Origin of the sequence: Pseudomonas kribbensis, assembly GCF_003352185.1 — a bacterium.
GTDB classification, from domain to species: Bacteria; Pseudomonadota; Gammaproteobacteria; order Pseudomonadales; family Pseudomonadaceae; genus Aquipseudomonas; species Aquipseudomonas kribbensis.
Window position 1 is genome coordinate 4,438,402 of sequence record NZ_CP029608.1, and the last position, 17,075, is coordinate 4,455,476.

The window sequence follows — 17,075 nt, forward strand, 5'->3', positions numbered from 1 at the left end:
CGCCTGAAGCGCTGATAAAGTGCGAGAGACTGGCACAGTGATGGCAACCGCGCCACCCTGTGTTGCCTCGCGGCCTCAACAGACAGCCATAAGCCGTTGTAGTTCTTGGTTTTTCTTTTAAATCTACTGCTCTGATATGCTTTCCGGCCTTCGGCCCGAGGTAGCACCATGCAACTCATCGATATCGGCGTCAACCTGACCAACCCCAGTTTCGCCGACAAACACCAGGCCGTGCTCGACCGCGCCTACGCTGCCGGGGTCTGCCAACTGGTGCTGACCGGCACCAGCGTCGAGGGCAGCGAACAGGCACTGGAGCTGTGCCGGCAACTGGATGCGGACGGCCAGCGACTGTTCGCCACCGCCGGTATCCATCCGCACTCGGCCAGTGACTGGAACGCCGACAGCGCTCGGCGACTGCGCAGTCTGCTGAAGGAATCGAACGTGGTGGCAGTGGGTGAATGCGGGCTGGATTTCAACCGCGATTTCTCGCCGCGCCCGCAGCAGGAAAAAGTCCTCGAGGAACATCTGGCCCTGGCCGTGGAGCTGCAATTACCGGTGTTTTTGCACGAACGTGACGCGAGCCAGCGCCTGCTGGAAATCCTCCGCGACTTCCGCGATCAGTTGCCTGCCGCCGTGGTGCATTGCTTCACCGGCGAGCAGAAAGCGTTGTTCAGCTACCTCGATCTGGACCTGCACATCGGCATCACCGGCTGGATCTGCGACGAGCGTCGCGGCACCCATTTGCATCCGCTGGTGAAGGAGATCAAACGCGGTCGCCTGATGCTGGAAAGCGATGCGCCTTACTTGCTGCCACGCACATTGCGGCCGAAGCCGAAGAACGGGCGCAACGAGCCGGCGTATCTGACCGAAGTGCTGCGTGAAGTGGCGCTGCATCGAGGGGAGACCGAGGAAGATCTGGCGGCCCACACCACCGCCTGCGCCCGGGCTTTCTACGGTCTACCCACCCTGCCCTGACCAAGGCAGATGCATCACTTGTTGACGCATATCAAGATCCGGGCACCTGCGTAGCGGCACAATAATGGCACCTTGCCAAAACTGTTTCCGCTATCAGAGAAGACCTCCATGGGTGCCTGGCTTAGCAATATCTCGCTGAAATACAAATTCTGGGCGGTCAACGCGGTCGCCTTTGTCACCACCCTGTTGTTGGTGCTGTACGCGGTGCAGCTCGAACAACAGGCACGCGGCCATGCCGCGCAAACCTCGGCCCAGGCGCAGGCGCAATTGCTCAAGGCCTGGCCCGCAGGTCAGGCACTGCCCAAGAGCGATCAGGTGCTGACGTTCAAACGCGGTGAAGCCCCGCGCCTCAACGATCAGCCGCTGCTGGAGATCACCGACAGCAACGGCTGGATCGAGATCAGTCACCTGCCGTTATTCGGCGAAAACCCGCTGCTCGGCGCCGAGGTATTCAGCCGTGCCGATGGCCAGCAGGTCGCCGTGATCGCCTACGCCCCCAGCCTCAGCCAGGTGTTCAGCGAACGCTTCGCCAACTACGCGGTGGCGGTGTTCATCCTGATGCTGGCGATGCTCGGTGCCTCGCAGCTGCTGATCCGCTTTCTGCTCAGCCAGCTCAACACGCTCAAGGATGTGATGCTGCACGTGGAGAAAACCGGCGACCTTTCGGCGCGGGTGCCGCTGGCCTGCAAGGACGAAGTCGGACAGATGGCCAATGCCTTCAACGCGATGCAGGCCGGCTACCAGCGCGTGGTCACCACCGTGGCCAACACCGCACGACAACTGGACGTCGGCGCAGCGCGGCTGGCGTCGAGCATGAACGAGGTGCGCCACGGCATGCTCGGCCAGCAGAGCGAAACCGATCAGGCGGCCACCGCGATCAACGAGATGACCGCCACCGTCTACCACATCGCCCAGCACGCCGGTGCCACTCGTGATCTGTCACAGACCGCCGATGGCCTGGCCGGCAGCGGTCAGCAAGTCGTCACCCGCGTTCAGCATTCGATTGCCGGCCTGTCCAGCGGCGTGCAACAGACCGCCGAGATGATCCAGCGTCTGGCCGAGGACAGTCAGAAAATCAACGGCGTGGTCAGCGTGATCCACAGCATCGCCGAACAGACCAATCTGCTGGCGCTCAATGCCGCCATTGAAGCGGCCCGCGCCGGGGAAATGGGTCGTGGGTTCGCGGTGGTCGCCGACGAGGTACGCAACCTCGCCAAACGCGTGCAAACCTCCACCGATGAAATCACCACCATGGTCTCGGCGCTGCAGGCCGGCACCCGCGATGCGGTGGATTTCATGCAGGAGAGTTCGTACAAGGCCGACGACTGCGTGCAGCAGGCCCAGGAGGCCGGCGAAGCGCTGGCGGAAATCACCGGCGCGGTGGCGCAGATGCGCGAAAGCAATACGCAGATTGCGGTAGCGGCAGAACAGCAGAGCCAGGTGGCCGAAGAGATGAACCGCGCGGTGGTGAGCATTCGCGATGTGACCGAGAACACGGTGCAGCAGACCGTGGATTCGGCGACTACCAGTAACGAGCTGGCGACGCTGGCCGGGGAACTGAACAAGGCAATCGGTCAGCTGAAGCTCTAGGGGGACAACATCAGGAACCGTCATTGTCCCTATCACTGCAATAGCCAACCTTGATTCGCCGCCCTGCCCGCCCGGGCCTATTCTTCAACCATGAATCGAACATGGATTGAGGAGCAGCAACATGGGCAAACGTCACCCCAACCTTCCCGCATGGCAATGGCGCGCGTACCCGGCCAATCACCAGCATCCGACCAATCTGGTGCTGCACCTGATCGCCGTACCGCTGTTCATCGTCGCGTTTCTGTTGATCGTCTCGGGCGTGTTCAGCCTGAGTCTGGCGAGCGTGGCGATTGGCGTTATCGGGATTGTCGCAGCGCTGGGCTTGCAGCGCCACGGCCACAGCCTGGAGGCGCAAGCCTCCGAGCCGTTCAGTGATCGCAAGGACGCGATATCGCGCCTTCTGGTCGAGCAGTTTCTGACCTTCCCGCGCTTTCTGCTCAGCGGCGGCTGGTATCGCGCCTGGCGTGAGCGCCACCGCCGTCATTGAGTCAGGCGAAGATCGTCACCGTTTGCCGGCTCATGGCAATCAGCTCACCCTTAGCGCTCCACAGTTTGGCGGCGACGTGGCCGTAACCGTCGGCGGCGTACTCGATGTCCGCCAGATACTGGCACCAGTCCAGCGTGCTCAAATCGTGTAATGGCTGAACGAATTCGATGGTCCAGGTCAGCGTGCTGCCCGGCGCCGGTTTCTTCAGATACGGCAACAGCGCAGGCGGCCAGGCATCGACCAGCGCCAGCAGATGCGCCTCGTTGACCGGCTCTTCCTTCACATCCCCACGCAGGCGCACCCAGCCGCCCATCAGCCGCGATTGAATGCCGGTGAACGGCATGCCGCCGACACTCCAGCGCATCGCCAGATGACGCATGAACTCCGGGGTCACGCCTTTGATGTACGGCAGTTCCTGACAATCGTCCCAGTGTTTCATCTCGGGCGCCGGATAAGCTGCAACCGCCACTTCCGAAAGGCGCGAAGCACCGAAGCTGCCTTGCACCATCGTCACCACCTGGCCGTTCTGCACGGCGCGTCCCAGCACCTGAATGACCGCTTTGCCTTCGCGCAATACCTCGACCTCGAAGCTCACCGGCACCTCGGGCTCGACCGGCCCGACGAAGGTGATCGCCAGCGAACGCACCGGCCGTTCGGCTGGCACCCGAGTGCGCATCACTTCAAATTGCAGTGCGGCAACCAACCCGCCAAAACTGGCCCGACCCTGGCCCCACTCGGCCGGAATGGTGACCTCCGGTTGACGGCGGACAGCATCGATCAGATCGCAGAAGCGCATGGGAACCTCGGACACAAAAAAGGGAATGACCGGATCTTAACCAGCGCGGCAGAGCGGCGCAGCGTCCATTCCGGTCAAAGAGACTGACAGATAAGACAGCCGCGCCGAGCTGTAGAGAGATTCAGGATTTGAAACAGGTGGCGCTGAGTTTTTCCAGCACCCGGTCAGCCTTGCTTTCGGCCTTGATCATGGTGGCCTGCCAGGTGGCGACGCAGGGTTGCAGATCCGCTTCCTGCTCGGCTTTTGCCAGCCATTGCCAGCAATCGTGCCAGTCACCCAGGGCGCCCTGTGCGGACTTCAGGCGAGCCAGCGCCGCTTTCGGCAGGCGATCGAGTTCGGGATAAGCCTCGATGCCGTAGCGTACACGCTTGATCAGCAGGCGCAGGCGATGGCGGTCGTGGGCCGGATCGTGCAGCGCCACGTCGAGGTTTTTCCATTGTTTGCCCAGACGTCTTTCGATGCGTTTGTCCAGATCATCGAGCAATCCCTGACGCTGGGACGCCCGCAGGAAACGCGGAAACGCATCGAGGATCATCAGCAGCGAAGCCACTTCCGCACTCGCCGCCAATGCCGGATAAGCCTCGGCCATCTGCGCCATACGACGCTGCGCGGCCTCAGGCTGACCATGTTCAAGCAGATACGCCGCCAACACCTCGCGATCGCGCCATGGCGTGGTCACTTGCCCGACACCGGCCGCCGCGACCTCCAGTTGCTCGACACCGGGCAAACCGCGCAATGGCCGCAACAGGCTGCGCAAGCGGCGCACGGTGGTTCGCAGATCATGCAGCGCCTCAGGGTCGGTCCGGGCGGTCAAACGTGCCTGACAGGCCAGCAGCCTGACTTCCAGGCTCAGGACATGAGCCACCAACCGGTCGACCAACGCAGACATTACTTGCTCCTGAATTCAATGGCGCTGCATGAGTGTGTACCTGCGCAAGGCATCTGCACTTGCGCTACGTCAGCAGCTTAGCGCCCGGCGCGGGATTCGCGAATGTAGAAACGCGCCTTCTCGGCTTTTTTGCTGCAACCCTCGAACCCTTCGAATTGCTGCTGGGTCTTGGCCGCCGTCAGCAGCGACAGGGCCTTGGAGTAGCTCACCGTACCGGCAAAACCCTCGGCCTTGGCCAGATCCAGCTCATGCCACGCCGCATCGAGCTGGCTGCCGCAGCTGTCGCGGTAGGCGGTCTTGCCGGCGCAACCGGCCAATGCCAGGGCAATCAAGGGCACACAGATCCAGGCTTTCATCACTAACACCTCAAAGATAGGTCAACAGTCGTGCAATTAAGACGTTCGGGCGGTGAAAAAGTGCCTTGTGCCCCGTGAATCCACCGCACGGCGAAAGATAACGCCAGCGGGTCATGAAGTATCGAAATAACGACGCCAGCGCCACCCCGAACGACCCTGACGATTGTAGCCCGGCCCTCGATGGGTGCATTGTGGAAACCTGTCGGGGAGGAAGTCTGATGAAAAAGCGTGTCGCACTGGTGCTGGGCTCCGGTGGCGCCCGGGGCTATGCCCATATCGGGGTCATCGAGGAGATCGAACGGCGTGGTTACGACATCGCCTGCATTGCCGGTTGTTCGATGGGGGCGGTGGTCGGCGGCATCTACGCCGCCGGCAAACTCGACGAGTACCGACGCTGGATCGAAGGCCTGGACTACCTCGATGTGCTGCGGCTGGTGGACGTGAGTTTCCGCCTCGGCGCGATCCGTGGCGAAAAGGTCTTCGGCCAGATCCGCAAGATCGTCGGCGAAATCAACATCGAGGAGCTGCGCATCCCTTACACGGCGGTGGCCGCCGACCTCACCAATCAGCAGGAAATCTGGTTTCAGGAAGGCTGCCTGCATCAGGCGATGCGCGCCTCGGCGGCGATTCCCAGCCTGTTCACCCCGGTGATGCAGGGTAACCGGATGCTGGTGGACGGCGGCATTCTCAATCCGTTGCCGATCGTGCCGGTGGTGTCGAGCCACTGCGACCTGATCATCGCGGTCAATCTCAACTCGACCAACCAGCGTCATTACAAACTGCCGGTGATTCAACGCCCGGCGGCGTTTCGTAGCCGCTTCGACAATCTGATCAGTTCACTCGGTTCAAAGATGCCGTTCCGCCGCACACAAGCCGAGCAACTGCTGCGTCTGGAACAGGAAGCGTTGCGCGCCGAGGCCGCCGAGATCAATCCATGGGTCGAAGGTGCGGAGCCCGAAACCCAGCAACCGGCCGCCGCCCCCGAACGCGACGGCGCACCGAAATCCGCCACCGGTTCATTCATCGTCGATAACGTCGGGCCGGCGTCATTGCTGGATCTGATCAACCAGAGTTTCGAGGTGATGCAGACCTCGCTGGCGCAATACAAGATCGCCGGGTATCCGCCGGACATCCTGATCAACGTGCCAAAGCGGGTCTGCCGGTTCTTCGAGTTTTACAAGGCGCCGGAGCTGATCGCACTGGGCCGCGAAATTGCCCGGGATACGCTGGATCGATACGAAAGCGAGCAGAACTGAGTAAGCGTGAAGGGGAAGAACACGGCTCCAGGAGCGAGTGTCAGCCCCCCAGAAGCCAACCGCAGTTCTGGCAGGCAAGTCTCTACAGGTTTCTACCCAAAGCGGTGAACACATGCCCACTGTCGTTGGTCTGCTCGCCCCCGTTCGCCATGTTCTTGGTGTAGTAATTGATTCCGGTCTCGAGTGGAGGTGGAGGTGGAGGCTCTGGCTTCTCCGCCGAGCCCGTCGTCGACCAGAACTGTCCGCCCCCCAATGGCCACACATGACCAAAGCGCTGATGGAGAACCCTTAAATCATCGAGAGTGGCCAACCCTACTCGTTCCCGGTTCGCATCTTGTATCAAGGAGCCCAATCGCCCTGGGCCGAAGGTAAAGAAGGGATATCCGTTAGGGATAAACAAGCGGTAACTTTTGGACTGACCACCTGCTTCGGTAGCTGTCACTGTGATCGGTTCCCGGCCCGCACTCAGCGCAATGACGAGGCCTTCGTCATCGACTTTAGCGCGTCTGGGATTACTTACGTCATACGTGTACGGTTTTTTGCCACCCGTAGGCTGGCGCTTAAAACACGTATCGGGAGAAGCTTCCGGCATTAAACCGGAATGCGCCTGCAACCAGTGAACTGTCCCCTGTATAGAGACATCCGATTCGTCCATTTCAAATTTCTTATCAGTGTCCATGAGTACTCCCTCGCGTTTGCCTGCCAAGTTGGTCGAACAAATAACCGAGCCACTGGCCCTGATCATTCGATACAAGAACTTACAACCGGCAACTCACGCATCGCACCTGACAGAACTGACAGTGTCGACGAATGGCTGAAAGGGAAGAACGCCTGAATCTCATCAGACATTTGATTGCCGATGGAACCTAATTATCCAGTAACCGATACCCAACTCCCGCCTCGGTCACGATGAATCGTGGCCGGGTCGGATCGTCCGCCAGTTTCTGCCGCAGATGGCCGACGACGATGCGCAGATAGTGACTGTCCTCGGTGTGGGTCGGTCCCCAGATGTCCTTGAGCAGTTGCTGCTGGGTAATCACCCGCCCCGGATGTCGTGCCAGTTGCGCCAGCACCGCGTATTCCTTGCGGGTCAGGGCTACTTCGACGCCGTCGAGCAGCACCCGGCGATAGGCCAGGTCCACCGTCAGCGGGCCGAAGGCCAGCGCTGCCTGTTGCGCCTCTCCAGCCGGGGCCTGGCGCAACAACGCTCGCACCCGGGCAAGAAATTCCTGAATGCCGAACGGCTTGGTCACGTAGTCATTGGCGCCGCCATCCAGCGCCTGGACTTTCTGCCCTTCGCTGGCGCGCACCGACAGCACCAGCACCGGGGCCGTGGCCCACTCGCGGAACTCGCGCAGCACTTGCTGGCCGTCCATGTCCGGCAGGCCAAGGTCGAGCACCAGCAGATCAGGCTTGTTCAGCGCCGCCTGGGCCAGGCCCTCGGCGCCGGTGCCGGCCTCCAGCACTTTGTAGCCTTGCGAGGCGAGGCTGATGCGCAGGAACTTGCGGATCTGCGGTTCATCGTCGATGACCAAAATGGTCGCGGTCTGAGTCATGAGTTCACATCAACACAAAAGATTGGCAAGAGAGTAGCGCAGGCGGATTCAGGCTTCACCGTCCATCCCCGGTTGCGTCTGCAACGGCAGGTGCAGGGTGATGCAGGTGCCGCGTCCGTCGATGCCGTCGCCGACGCTGATCCGCCCGCCATGGGCGCCGACCATGCCCTGACAGATTGCCAGCCCCAGGCCGGTGCCCTGCCCGCCACGATCACCCCGGGCGGCGGTGTAGAACATGTCGAAAATCTTCGCTCGCTCATCGACCGGAATCCCCGGCCCTTCATCGCTGACGGAGAAAAACACCTCGCTGTCATCCGCCCCGGCGCGCAATTGCAGACGGCCGTGGGACGGTGAGAATCGCGCAGCGTTTTCCAGCACATTGACCAGCGCCTGTTCGATCAACGCGGCATGGACGAACAGCAGTGGCAACTCGGCCGGTACATCGGTGCTCACCTGCAAAGATGAAAGCACGGCGCGCAGGCGATTGAGCGCACTGCCGACGATGTCTGCCGGCGACACCCAGTCCCGCGCCAGTTTCAACGCACCATGCCCGAGGCGAGTCATGTCCAGCAGGTTCTGGATGTAACGGTCGAGACGCTCTGCTTCATCGCGAGTGCCTTCGAGCAACTCACGGCGATCTTCCAGCGGGATCGCTTCGCCGAGAGCCAGCAAGCTGTCGATGCTGCCACGCATCGAGGTCAGCGGCGTGCGCAGATCGTGGGACACCGAGGCGAGCAAGGCACTGCGCAGTTGCTCGGTTTCTCCGTGCAGACGCGCGGCTTCCAGGTCATCGGCCAGTTGCGCCCGGGCCAGTGCCTGGGCCAGAGGCTGGCTCAACGCGGTCAGCAAGCGACGACGCTGGCCGCTCAAGGTCTGGCCTTCTTTGGCACACACACCGAGTAGCGCGAGCGGCCCGTCTTCCACCGACAATGGCCACCACCACCAACGCCCGAACGGCAACGTGCCGGTGCCCATGCCCGCCGGTTGATCGTGTTGCCAGGCCCAGTCGGCAGCGGCGCGTTCGGATTCAGTGAACTGCAACGGCCCGCCGGTCTCGACTTTCCAGCCACCCTGCCCGTCGCGGTTGAGCAGGCACAGTTGCAGATCGCTCCAGCCATTGAGGTGCTGCGCAGCGGCGCTGACCACGGCCTGACGGTCGGTGGCGGCGGTGAGTTTGCGCGACAGGTCGAGCAGCTCGGTGGTCTCTTCCTGAGTATCGCGCAACGCCTGCAATTGCCGACGCTGGCGCGCCGCCAGATTGCCGGTGAGCGCCGCCATCAGCAGGAAGAACAGCAAGGTCAGCACGTCTTCTTCGCGCTGGATGGCGAAGGAAAAATTCGGCGGAATGAACAGAAAGTCGTAGGTCAGAAACGACAGCGCCGCACAGGCCAGCGACGGCCCCAGGCTACTGCGCACCGCCACCAGCAACACTGCCGCGAGGAACACCAGCGAGATGTTCGGCAGCGGCAATACGCTGGACACCGCCCACGCCAGCGCACTGGCCAGAATGGTCGCCACCAGCGCCAGCGCATAGTCGAACCACACCAGCGTCGGCGCCGTCCGCAGGCGTGGCGCGTGCTGCTCGTGATCGCTGTCCAGCACATTGATTTCCAGGCCGTGGGACTGACGCAGCAGACGCGCCGCCAATCCACCACCGAACAGGCGCCGGCGCAGGCTCGGGCGCGACTGACCGACCAGCACCAGACTGGCCCGGCGTTCGGTAGCGTGCTGGATCAGGGTCTTGGCCACTTCGCCGGCCCGCAACAGCACCACTTCACCGCCGAGGCGTTCGGCCAGTTGCTGGGCGCCTTGCAGACGCAGGCGCGATTGCTCGTCGCGCACGCTGCCGTTGTCGACGTGCACCAGGCTCCACGGCAAATGCCGGCGCTGGGCGACACGGCTGGCGTGACGCACCAATCGTTCGGCATCGGCATTGCCATCGACCCCGACCAGCAAGCGTCCGCGTACCGCCGGGGCAGCCTGGCCGAGCTTGCGGTAGCCCTGGGCCAGATCGTTGTCGACCTGCGCCGCAGCGGTCTGCATCGCCAGTTCCCGCAACGCGGTGAGATTGGTCTGGGTGAAAAACGCATCGATCGCGGCCCGTGCCTGCTCCGGCACGTAGACTTTGCCTTCGCGCAAGCGCTCAAGCAGTTCCCGGGGCGGCAGGTCGATCAGCAGCAGTTCGTAGGCTTCCTGCAGCACCCAGTCCGGCAGGGTTTCGCGCACCTGCACACCGGTGATGCCGCGCACCTGATCGTTGAGGCTTTCAAGGTGCTGGACGTTGACCGTGGTGTAGACGTCGATGCCGGCGGCGAGCAGTTCCTGAATGTCCTGCCAGCGTTTGGCGTGGCGACTGCCGGGGGCGTTGCTGTGGGCGAGTTCGTCGACCAGCACCAGTTTCGGTTTTGCTGCGAGCAGGCCGTCGAGGTCCATTTCCTCCAGCGTCACGCCACGGTATTCCGAACGCACCAGCGGCAATTGCGGCAAGCCGCCAAGCAGCGCTTCGGTTTCGGCGCGGCCGTGGGTTTCGACCACACCGGCGATGACTTTCACGCCCTGGCGCAGCTGGCTATGGGCGGCCTGCAGCATGGCGAAGGTCTTGCCCACGCCCGGCGCAGCGCCGAGGAAAACCTTGAGCCGGCCGCGTCCGTCGCGGGGCAGTTCTGCTAACAGCGCGTCGGCGCGGCCGGAGTCACTCATGCTTGAAGCTCTCTTCCTGAAGGATTCATTACAGCTTTTCCAGCGCCATGTTCAACGCCAGCACATTCACCACCGGCGGGCCCACCAGCGGCTGTTCGATGTGCGCGTCGAGCAACTGCTGCAAGGTCGCCACCGGCAAGTTGCGCGCGTGGGCGACACGCGCCAGTTGATAGGCAATCGCGGCCGGTGGCAAGTGCGGATCGAGACCGCTGCCGGACGTAGTCAGCAGCGCCAGCGGCACCGGGCCCTGACCGGGTACCAGCAGTTTGTTGGCGTCGTCGATCACCCGAGTGGCCAGTGCCGGATTGCTCGGCGCCAGGTTGCTTGCACTGCTCGACACGGTGGCAAAGGCACCGGCCGACGGACGTGGATGAAACCACGCATCGCCGACAAAATCCTGAGCGATCAGGGACGAGCCGCGCACCTTGCCTTCGGCGTCGCGCACGAGGCTGCCGTTGGCCTGCTCGGGGAAGGCGACCTGCGCAACACCGGTGACAACCAGTGGATAGGCAACGCCGGTGACCAGGGTCATCAGCACCAGCAGGCTCAGGGCCGGACGTAATATTGTGGACATTTCGGAATCCTCGAATTCGTGTTTGAAGCGGTGTGCCCGGCACACCGCTGTTCAGGTTCAAACCAGATGCAACGCCGTCAGCAGCATGTCGATCGCCTTGATCCCCACGAACGGCACCAGAATCCCGCCCAGGCCATAGATCAGCAGATTGCGACGCAGCAACGCCGCCGCACTCGCCGCCTGCACCCGCACGCCGCGCAAGGCCAGCGGGATCAGCACGACAATGATCAGGGCATTGAAGACAATGGCCGACAGGATCGCGCTCTGCGGGCTGCTCAAATGCATGATGTTCAGCACGCCCAGTTGCGGGTAGATCGCAGCGAACAGTGCCGGCAGGATCGCGAAGTACTTGGCCACGTCGTTGGCGATGGAAAAGGTGGTCAGCGCGCCGCGAGTCACCAGCAATTCCTTGCCGATCTGCACCACGTCCAGCAGCTTGGTCGGGTCGCTGTCGAGGTCGACCATGTTGGCCGCTTCGCGCGCCGCCTGAGTACCGTCGTTCATCGCCATGCCGACGTCAGCCTGGGCCAGCGCCGGGGCATCGTTGGCACCGTCGCCGCACATCGCGACCAGACGACCGTCGTTTTGCTCGTGACGGATGCGGGCGAGTTTTTTCTCCGGTGTCGCTTCGGCCAGCACATCATCCACACCTGCTTCAGCGGCAATCGCGGCGGCGGTCAGCGGGTTGTCGCCGGTGACCATCACGGTGCGAATCCCCAGTTTGCGCAGTTCGGCGAAACGCTCGCGGATGCCCGGCTTGACCACGTCTTTCAGATGGATCGCGCCGAGCAGTTTTCCGTCGGCGCAGACCAGCAACGGGGTGCCGCCGCTCTGGGCGATCTTGTCGATTTCCCGGGACAGCGCCGGCGCCAGGTCCTTGCGTTGTTGACCGAGGAAGGCCAGCAGCGAATCCACCGCGCCCTTGCGAAATACACGGCCCTGATAGTCGACGCCGGACAAGCGGGTTTCGGCGCTGAACGGAACGGCAGTCAGGGTTTCAGGGGCTGGTTCCGGCTGCGGATTGGAGCCTCGCAGGTACTCGACGATGGACTTGCCTTCGGCGGTTTCATCGGCGAGAGAAGCGAACAACGCGCCCTCCGCCAGCTCTCGGGCATTCACACCCGGCGCGGCATACACCGCACTGCAGCGACGGTTGCCGAAGGTGATGGTGCCGGTCTTGTCCAGCAGCAGCACATGAACATCACCCGCCGCTTCCACCGCACGACCGGACTTGGCGATCACGTTCAGACGCACCAGACGATCCATCCCGGCAATACCGATGGCCGACAGCAGACCGCCGATGGTGGTCGGAATCAGCGTGACCAACAGCGCCACCAGGAACACCAGCGGCAGGCTGCCGTTGGCGAAGTGGGCGAACGGTTGCAGGGTCACGACCACCAGCAGGAAGATCAGGGTCAGGCCGATCAGCAGGATGTCCAGCGCCACTTCGTTCGGGGTCTTCTGGCGTTTGGCACCTTCGACCAGCGCGATCATGCGGTCCAGAGTCGACTCGCCGGGGTTGGCGGTGATCTTCACCAGCAGCCAGTCGGACACCAGCCGCGTGTTGCCGGTGACGGCGGAACGGTCGCCGCCGGACTCACGGATCACCGGAGCCGATTCACCGGTGATCGCCGCTTCGTTGACCGCCGCGATACCTTCGATGACCTCGCCGTCGCCGGGGATCATTTCCCCGGTTTCAACGCGCACCACATCGCCCTTGCGCAGGCTGGCGGCGGGCACCACCTGAAAGCTGCCGTTGGCCAGTTTGCGACGGGCGCTCAGGCCTTCGCTGCCGGCCTTGAGGCTGTCGGCACGGGCCTTGCCGCGACCTTCGGCCAGCGCTTCGGCGAAGTTGGCGAACAGCACGGTGAACCACAGCCACAGCGCGATTTGCGCTGCAACGAAGGTCGGCACGACGTTGTCCGGGATGAAGCACAGCACGGTGGTGAAAATCGCGGTCAGTTCGACCACCAGCATCACCGGCGAGCGCACCAGCTGGCGCGGGTCAAGCTTGACGAACGCTTGCACCAACGCCGGACGCCACAGGGCGCTGATCGCGGTTTTGGGCGCTTCTGCCGACTTGGCAGCTACCGCAGGTTTTGAAGCTGGAACATGCATATTCATGATGGATTCCTTAGAAGCCCATGCTCAGGTGTTCGGCAATCGGGCCGAGCGCCAGGGTCGGCAGGAAGGTCAGGCCGCCCACCAGCAAAATGGTCACGGTCAACAGGGTCACGAACAGTGGGCCGTGGGTCGGGAAGCTGTTCTGGCCGATCGGCGCGGTTTTCTTCATCGCCAGGCTGCCGGCCAGGGCCAGTACCGGGAGGATGTAACCGAAGCGACCGATCAACATGCCAAGACCCAACATCAGGTTGTGGAACGGGGTGTTGGCACTCAGGCCACCGAACGCCGAACCGTTGTTGGCACTGGCCGAGGTGTAGGCGTACAGCAACTGGCTGAAACCATGGGGGCCGGGGTTGCTGATGGTCGCCGCCGGGCCAGGCAGGGCAGCGGCAATCGCGCCCAGCACCAGCACGCCGACCGGCATCACCAGCAGGGTAACGACCAGTAGTTGCACTTCGCGGGCCTGGAGTTTCTTGCCGAGGTATTCCGGCGTGCGGCCGATCATCAGGCCGGCGAGGAACACCGCGATCAGCACGTTCAGCAACATGCCGTAGAGTCCGGCACCGACGCCGCCAAAGATCACTTCGCCGACCATCATGTTGACCAGCGCCACCATGCCACTGAGCGGGTTGAGGCTGTCATGCATGCCGTTGACCGAACCGTTCGACGCCGCCGTAGTGGTCACCGACCACAGCACCGTGGCGGTGGTGCCGAAGCGCGATTCCTTGCCTTCCAGCGGTGCGGTCTGTTCGACGGCCACGTTGTTCAGGGCCGGGTTCGGCTGATACTCGGCCCACATCGACGTAGCGCCGCCGATCAGGAACAGCGCGAGCATGCAGCCGATGATGGCGCGGCTCTGACGCAGGTCCTTCACGTAGTGACCGAAGGTGAACACCAGCGCCACCGGGATCAGGATGATCGAAGTGACTTCAAACAGGTTGCTCCACGCAGTCGGGTTCTCGAACGGATGCGCCGAGTTGACGCCGAAGAAACCACCGCCGTTGGTGCCCAGTTGCTTGATCGCAATCTGGCTGGCTGCGGGGCCGAGCGGGATCACCTGATCGACACCTTGCAGCGTCACCGCATTCACGTATTGCGCGAAGGTCTGCGGTACGCCCTGCCACACCAGGTACAGCGCCAGCAGCAGGCACAGCGGCAGCAGGCCGTAGAGGGTGGCGCGGGTCATGTCGGCCCAGAAGTTGCCCAGGGTCTTGGTGGATTTGCGACCGATGCCACGGCACAGCGCAACCAGTACCGCGAGGCCGGTGGCGGCGCTGACGAAGTTCTGCACGGTCAGGCCGACCATCTGGCTCAGGTAGCTGAGGGTCGCTTCACCACTGTAGGACTGCCAGTTGGTGTTGGTCATGAAACTGACGGCGGTGTTGAACGCCTGAGTCCACTCCTGGCCCGGCAGGTTTTGCGGATTCAGCGGCAGGTGATCCTGGAACAACAGAATCGCAAACAGCAAAAGAAAACCCGCGAGGTTGAACGCCAGCAGCGCCAGCGTGTACTTCTGCCAGCTCTGTTCGGCTTGCGGATCGACCCCGGCAATGCGGTAACAGCCGCGCTCGACCGGACCAAGAATCGGCGTCAGCCAGGTGCGCTGACCTTCCATCACCCTGTAGTAGAAGCGCCCGAGGAACGGCGCCGGCAGCAACACCAACGCGAAAAACGCGAGGATCTGCCAATAGTCATAACTGTGCATAGCCGCTCCTAGTTCCGGTCCGCGCGCAACAGCGCAACCAACAGATAAATGAACAGCCCCACTGCCAGCAGCAGGGACACCCCGTCCAGAACGCTCATGGAAGATCTCCGTGTTACGGCTTATTGCCGCGTGTGGAGGTATTGTCGGAAAGGAGGCTGTAAAGGAACGAGACCGAGGGTGCGGGCGGGGCATAAAGAATGCGTAAAGAGTGGGTTTATGCCTTCTTTACGACTGCTCCCGATGGCCGACGCACCTGACTGGCGCACAGAAATGTGGCTATCGAGTCGCGAACATCCCCGATACGACAGCTTTCAACCCATTGCGACCCGCCAATACAAAATGGCACGTCCACTGCACACGCCCTCCCCCGAGCTTTCCAAACCGTTCAGGGAGCAAACGCATGAACACACAACTCAAACCCACGCTGGGCACGTTGCACCTGTGGGGCATTGCGGTGGGGCTGGTGATTTCCGGGGAGTATTTCGGCTGGAGTTACGGCTGGGGCGTCGCCGGAACACTGGGCTTTCTGGTGACTTCGTTCATGGTCGCGACCATGTACACCTGCTTCATTTTCAGCTTCACCGAACTGACCACGGCGATTCCCCACGCGGGCGGGCCGTTTGCCTACAGCCGCCGGGCTTTCGGTGAAAAAGGCGGATTGATCGCAGGCCTGGCGACGCTGATCGAATTTGTCTTCGCCCCTCCGGCGATTGCGCTGGCGATTGGCGCCTATCTGAATGTGCAGTTTCCGGCCCTTGATCCGAAACACGCGGCGGTCGGCGCGTACATCGTCTTCATGGGCCTGAACATTCTTGGTGTGAAACTGGCCGCGACCTTCGAGCTGATCGTCTGCGTGCTGGCCGTCGCCGAGTTGCTGGTGTTCATGGGCGTGGTCGCACCGGCCTTCAGCTTCAGCAACTTCGCCCTCAATGGCTGGGCCGGCGCGGACGTTTTCGGCGCACCGGCGATTGCCGGGATGTTCGCGGCGATTCCGTTTGCGATCTGGTTCTTCCTCGCGATTGAAGGCGCGGCCATGGCGGCAGAAGAAGCCAAGGATCCGAAACGCACGATCCCCAAGGCTTACATCAGCGGCATCCTGACCCTGGTGCTGCTGGCGATGGGCGTGATGTTCTTTGCCGGCGGCGTCGGCGACTGGCGCACCCTGTCGAACATCAACGACCCGCTGCCACAGGCGATGAAAGCGGTGGTCGGCGACAACTCCGGCTGGCTGCACATGCTGGTGTGGATCGGCCTGTTCGGGCTGGTGGCGAGTTTCCACGGGATCATTCTCGGCTACTCGCGGCAGTTCTTCGCCCTCGCCCGTGCCGGTTACCTGCCGAAATCACTGGCGAAACTGTCGCGCTTCCAGACCCCGCACCGCGCCATCATCGCTGGAGGCGTGATCGGCATCGCGGCGATCTACAGCGATGGCCTGATCAACCTCGGCGGCATGACCCTGACCGCAGCAATGATCACCATGGCCGTGTTCGGCGCCATCGTGATGTACATCATGAGCATGCTCAGTCTGTTCAAGCTGCGCAGAACCGAGCCGAATCTGGAGCGCACCTTTCGTGCGCCATGCTATCCGCTGATCCCGTTTATCGCGCTGGTATTGGCGGTGGTGTGCCTGGTGGCCATGGCCTGGTTCAATGCATTGATCGGCCTGATTTTCCTGGGTTTCATGGCCATCGGCTTCGGCTACTTTTTGCTCACCGGGCAATTACGCGCGAACGCGCCGGCGGACGCCATGCTGACCGGGCTTTAACCGCATCAGGCATAACCGGCCTAGAATGGAACCACTGCGATTTCCCATCGCTCAAACGTGGTAAGCAGCATCGCCGGCGAAATCCTCGCCCGTCGACCTGCCATTAAGGAGAGCCGCTATGCCCTGGTATGCCTGGTTGATTCTGGTCGTTGCAATCGGCTCGATCGTGGGGGGTCTGATGATGCTGCGCGACACCGCCAACAAGGTCGAACTGACCGAAGAACAACGTCAACGCGTTGCCGAGCGCAATGCCGAAGCGGACATCAAGGACGCACAGGACCGCTGAACGAAAAACCCCGCCT

At 62.5% G+C, this 17,075-nt stretch carries 16 protein-coding genes; 6 read left to right on the plus strand and 10 right to left on the minus strand.

Annotated features, from left to right (window positions below):
- Nucleotides 1-168: 168 nt before the first annotated feature.
- The 3 genes from DLD99_RS20205 (at nucleotide 169) to DLD99_RS20215 (ending at nucleotide 3,052) form a co-directional block, all read left to right on the plus strand.
- A complete protein-coding gene (locus DLD99_RS20205; protein WP_114884587.1) occupies nucleotides 169-975 on the plus strand; it encodes a TatD family hydrolase in 807 nt (268 codons plus the stop codon).
- Nucleotides 976-1,083: 108 nt separating this feature from the next.
- Nucleotides 1,084-2,565, plus strand: coding sequence for a methyl-accepting chemotaxis protein (locus tag DLD99_RS20210; protein WP_114884588.1), 1,482 nt, complete (start codon nucleotides 1,084-1,086; stop codon nucleotides 2,563-2,565).
- Between the two features lie 121 nt (nucleotides 2,566-2,686).
- A complete protein-coding gene (locus DLD99_RS20215; protein WP_114884590.1) occupies nucleotides 2,687-3,052 on the plus strand; it encodes a DUF962 domain-containing protein in 366 nt (121 codons plus the stop codon).
- Nucleotide 3,053: 1 nt separating this feature from the next.
- Here the strand turns inward: DLD99_RS20215 and DLD99_RS20220 are convergent, their stop codons facing one another.
- The 3 genes from DLD99_RS20220 to DLD99_RS20230 form a co-directional block, all read right to left on the minus strand.
- Complete coding sequence (locus DLD99_RS20220) at nucleotides 3,054-3,848, minus strand: acyl-CoA thioesterase (RefSeq protein ID WP_114884592.1); 795 nt, start codon at nucleotides 3,846-3,848, stop codon at nucleotides 3,054-3,056.
- 121 nt (nucleotides 3,849-3,969) lie between these two features.
- Nucleotides 3,970-4,737: a CHAD domain-containing protein gene (locus tag DLD99_RS20225; RefSeq protein ID WP_114884594.1), complete on the minus strand. Its 768-nt coding sequence runs from the start codon at nucleotides 4,735-4,737 to the stop codon at nucleotides 3,970-3,972.
- A gap of 77 nt (nucleotides 4,738-4,814) precedes the next feature.
- The gene (locus DLD99_RS20230; protein ID WP_041069470.1) at nucleotides 4,815-5,093 is read right to left on the minus strand and encodes a hypothetical protein; all 279 of its coding nucleotides are present in this window, start codon (nucleotides 5,091-5,093) and stop codon (nucleotides 4,815-4,817) included.
- Nucleotides 5,094-5,311: 218 nt separating this feature from the next.
- On the opposite strand from DLD99_RS20230, the gene DLD99_RS20235 reads away from it, so the two are divergent.
- Nucleotides 5,312-6,349, plus strand: a complete 1,038-nt coding sequence (locus tag DLD99_RS20235; protein ID WP_114884596.1) for a patatin-like phospholipase family protein — start codon at nucleotides 5,312-5,314, stop codon at nucleotides 6,347-6,349.
- Between the two features lie 82 nt (nucleotides 6,350-6,431).
- Here the strand turns inward: DLD99_RS20235 and DLD99_RS20240 are convergent, their stop codons facing one another.
- The 7 genes from DLD99_RS20240 to kdpF all read right to left on the minus strand — a co-directional run bounded on the left by DLD99_RS20240 (nucleotide 6,432) and on the right by kdpF (nucleotide 15,106).
- The gene (locus tag DLD99_RS20240) at nucleotides 6,432-7,028 is read right to left on the minus strand and encodes an Ig-like domain-containing protein (RefSeq protein WP_162803503.1); all 597 of its coding nucleotides are present in this window, start codon (nucleotides 7,026-7,028) and stop codon (nucleotides 6,432-6,434) included.
- Nucleotides 7,029-7,215: 187 nt separating this feature from the next.
- The gene (locus DLD99_RS20245; protein WP_114884600.1) at nucleotides 7,216-7,905 is read right to left on the minus strand and encodes a response regulator; all 690 of its coding nucleotides are present in this window, start codon (nucleotides 7,903-7,905) and stop codon (nucleotides 7,216-7,218) included.
- A gap of 48 nt (nucleotides 7,906-7,953) precedes the next feature.
- The gene (locus DLD99_RS20250; RefSeq protein ID WP_114884602.1) at nucleotides 7,954-10,605 is read right to left on the minus strand and encodes a sensor histidine kinase; all 2,652 of its coding nucleotides are present in this window, start codon (nucleotides 10,603-10,605) and stop codon (nucleotides 7,954-7,956) included.
- A 28-nt stretch (nucleotides 10,606-10,633) separates the two neighbouring features.
- A complete protein-coding gene (kdpC, locus tag DLD99_RS20255; protein WP_114884604.1) occupies nucleotides 10,634-11,179 on the minus strand; it encodes a potassium-transporting ATPase subunit KdpC in 546 nt (181 codons plus the stop codon).
- Nucleotides 11,180-11,236: 57 nt separating this feature from the next.
- Entirely contained in the window at nucleotides 11,237-13,303 is a 2,067-nt protein-coding gene (gene kdpB, locus DLD99_RS20260; protein WP_114884606.1) for a potassium-transporting ATPase subunit KdpB, read from the minus strand.
- 10 nt (nucleotides 13,304-13,313) lie between these two features.
- Complete coding sequence (kdpA, locus tag DLD99_RS20265; protein ID WP_114884608.1) at nucleotides 13,314-15,008, minus strand: potassium-transporting ATPase subunit KdpA; 1,695 nt, start codon at nucleotides 15,006-15,008, stop codon at nucleotides 13,314-13,316.
- Nucleotides 15,009-15,016: 8 nt separating this feature from the next.
- The gene (gene kdpF, locus DLD99_RS20270) at nucleotides 15,017-15,106 is read right to left on the minus strand and encodes a K(+)-transporting ATPase subunit F (RefSeq protein WP_007899818.1); all 90 of its coding nucleotides are present in this window, start codon (nucleotides 15,104-15,106) and stop codon (nucleotides 15,017-15,019) included.
- A gap of 302 nt (nucleotides 15,107-15,408) precedes the next feature.
- On the opposite strand from kdpF, the gene eat reads away from it, so the two are divergent.
- Together eat and DLD99_RS20280 are read left to right on the plus strand one after the other, a co-directional pair.
- The gene (gene eat / locus DLD99_RS20275; RefSeq protein ID WP_114884610.1) at nucleotides 15,409-16,773 is read left to right on the plus strand and encodes an ethanolamine permease; all 1,365 of its coding nucleotides are present in this window, start codon (nucleotides 15,409-15,411) and stop codon (nucleotides 16,771-16,773) included.
- A gap of 118 nt (nucleotides 16,774-16,891) precedes the next feature.
- Nucleotides 16,892-17,059, plus strand: a complete 168-nt coding sequence (locus DLD99_RS20280; RefSeq protein WP_065257130.1) for a DUF2897 family protein — start codon at nucleotides 16,892-16,894, stop codon at nucleotides 17,057-17,059.
- Nucleotides 17,060-17,075 lie beyond the last annotated feature (16 nt).

Bases quoted from the DNA above. Each gene is read 5' to 3' on its own strand.
- DLD99_RS20205 (WP_114884587.1), top strand. From the start codon at position 169: ATGCAACTCATCGATATCGGCGTCAACCTGACCAACCCCAGTTTCGCC.
- DLD99_RS20210 (WP_114884588.1), top strand. From the start codon at position 1,084: ATGGGTGCCTGGCTTAGCAATATCTCGCTGAAATACAAATTCTGGGCG.
- DLD99_RS20215 (WP_114884590.1), top strand. From the start codon at position 2,687: ATGGGCAAACGTCACCCCAACCTTCCCGCATGGCAATGGCGCGCGTAC.
- DLD99_RS20220 (WP_114884592.1), bottom strand. From the start codon at position 3,848: ATGCGCTTCTGCGATCTGATCGATGCTGTCCGCCGTCAACCGGAGGTC.
- DLD99_RS20225 (WP_114884594.1), bottom strand. From the start codon at position 4,737: ATGTCTGCGTTGGTCGACCGGTTGGTGGCTCATGTCCTGAGCCTGGAA.
- DLD99_RS20230 (WP_041069470.1), bottom strand. From the start codon at position 5,093: ATGAAAGCCTGGATCTGTGTGCCCTTGATTGCCCTGGCATTGGCCGGT.
- DLD99_RS20235 (WP_114884596.1), top strand. From the start codon at position 5,312: ATGAAAAAGCGTGTCGCACTGGTGCTGGGCTCCGGTGGCGCCCGGGGC.
- DLD99_RS20240 (WP_162803503.1), bottom strand. From the start codon at position 7,028: ATGGACACTGATAAGAAATTTGAAATGGACGAATCGGATGTCTCTATA.
- DLD99_RS20245 (WP_114884600.1), bottom strand. From the start codon at position 7,905: ATGACTCAGACCGCGACCATTTTGGTCATCGACGATGAACCGCAGATC.
- DLD99_RS20250 (WP_114884602.1), bottom strand. From the start codon at position 10,605: ATGAGTGACTCCGGCCGCGCCGACGCGCTGTTAGCAGAACTGCCCCGC.
- kdpC (WP_114884604.1), bottom strand. From the start codon at position 11,179: ATGTCCACAATATTACGTCCGGCCCTGAGCCTGCTGGTGCTGATGACC.
- kdpB (WP_114884606.1), bottom strand. From the start codon at position 13,303: ATGAATATGCATGTTCCAGCTTCAAAACCTGCGGTAGCTGCCAAGTCG.
- kdpA (WP_114884608.1), bottom strand. From the start codon at position 15,008: ATGCACAGTTATGACTATTGGCAGATCCTCGCGTTTTTCGCGTTGGTG.
- kdpF (WP_007899818.1), bottom strand. From the start codon at position 15,106: ATGAGCGTTCTGGACGGGGTGTCCCTGCTGCTGGCAGTGGGGCTGTTC.
- eat (WP_114884610.1), top strand. From the start codon at position 15,409: ATGAACACACAACTCAAACCCACGCTGGGCACGTTGCACCTGTGGGGC.
- DLD99_RS20280 (WP_065257130.1), top strand. From the start codon at position 16,892: ATGCCCTGGTATGCCTGGTTGATTCTGGTCGTTGCAATCGGCTCGATC.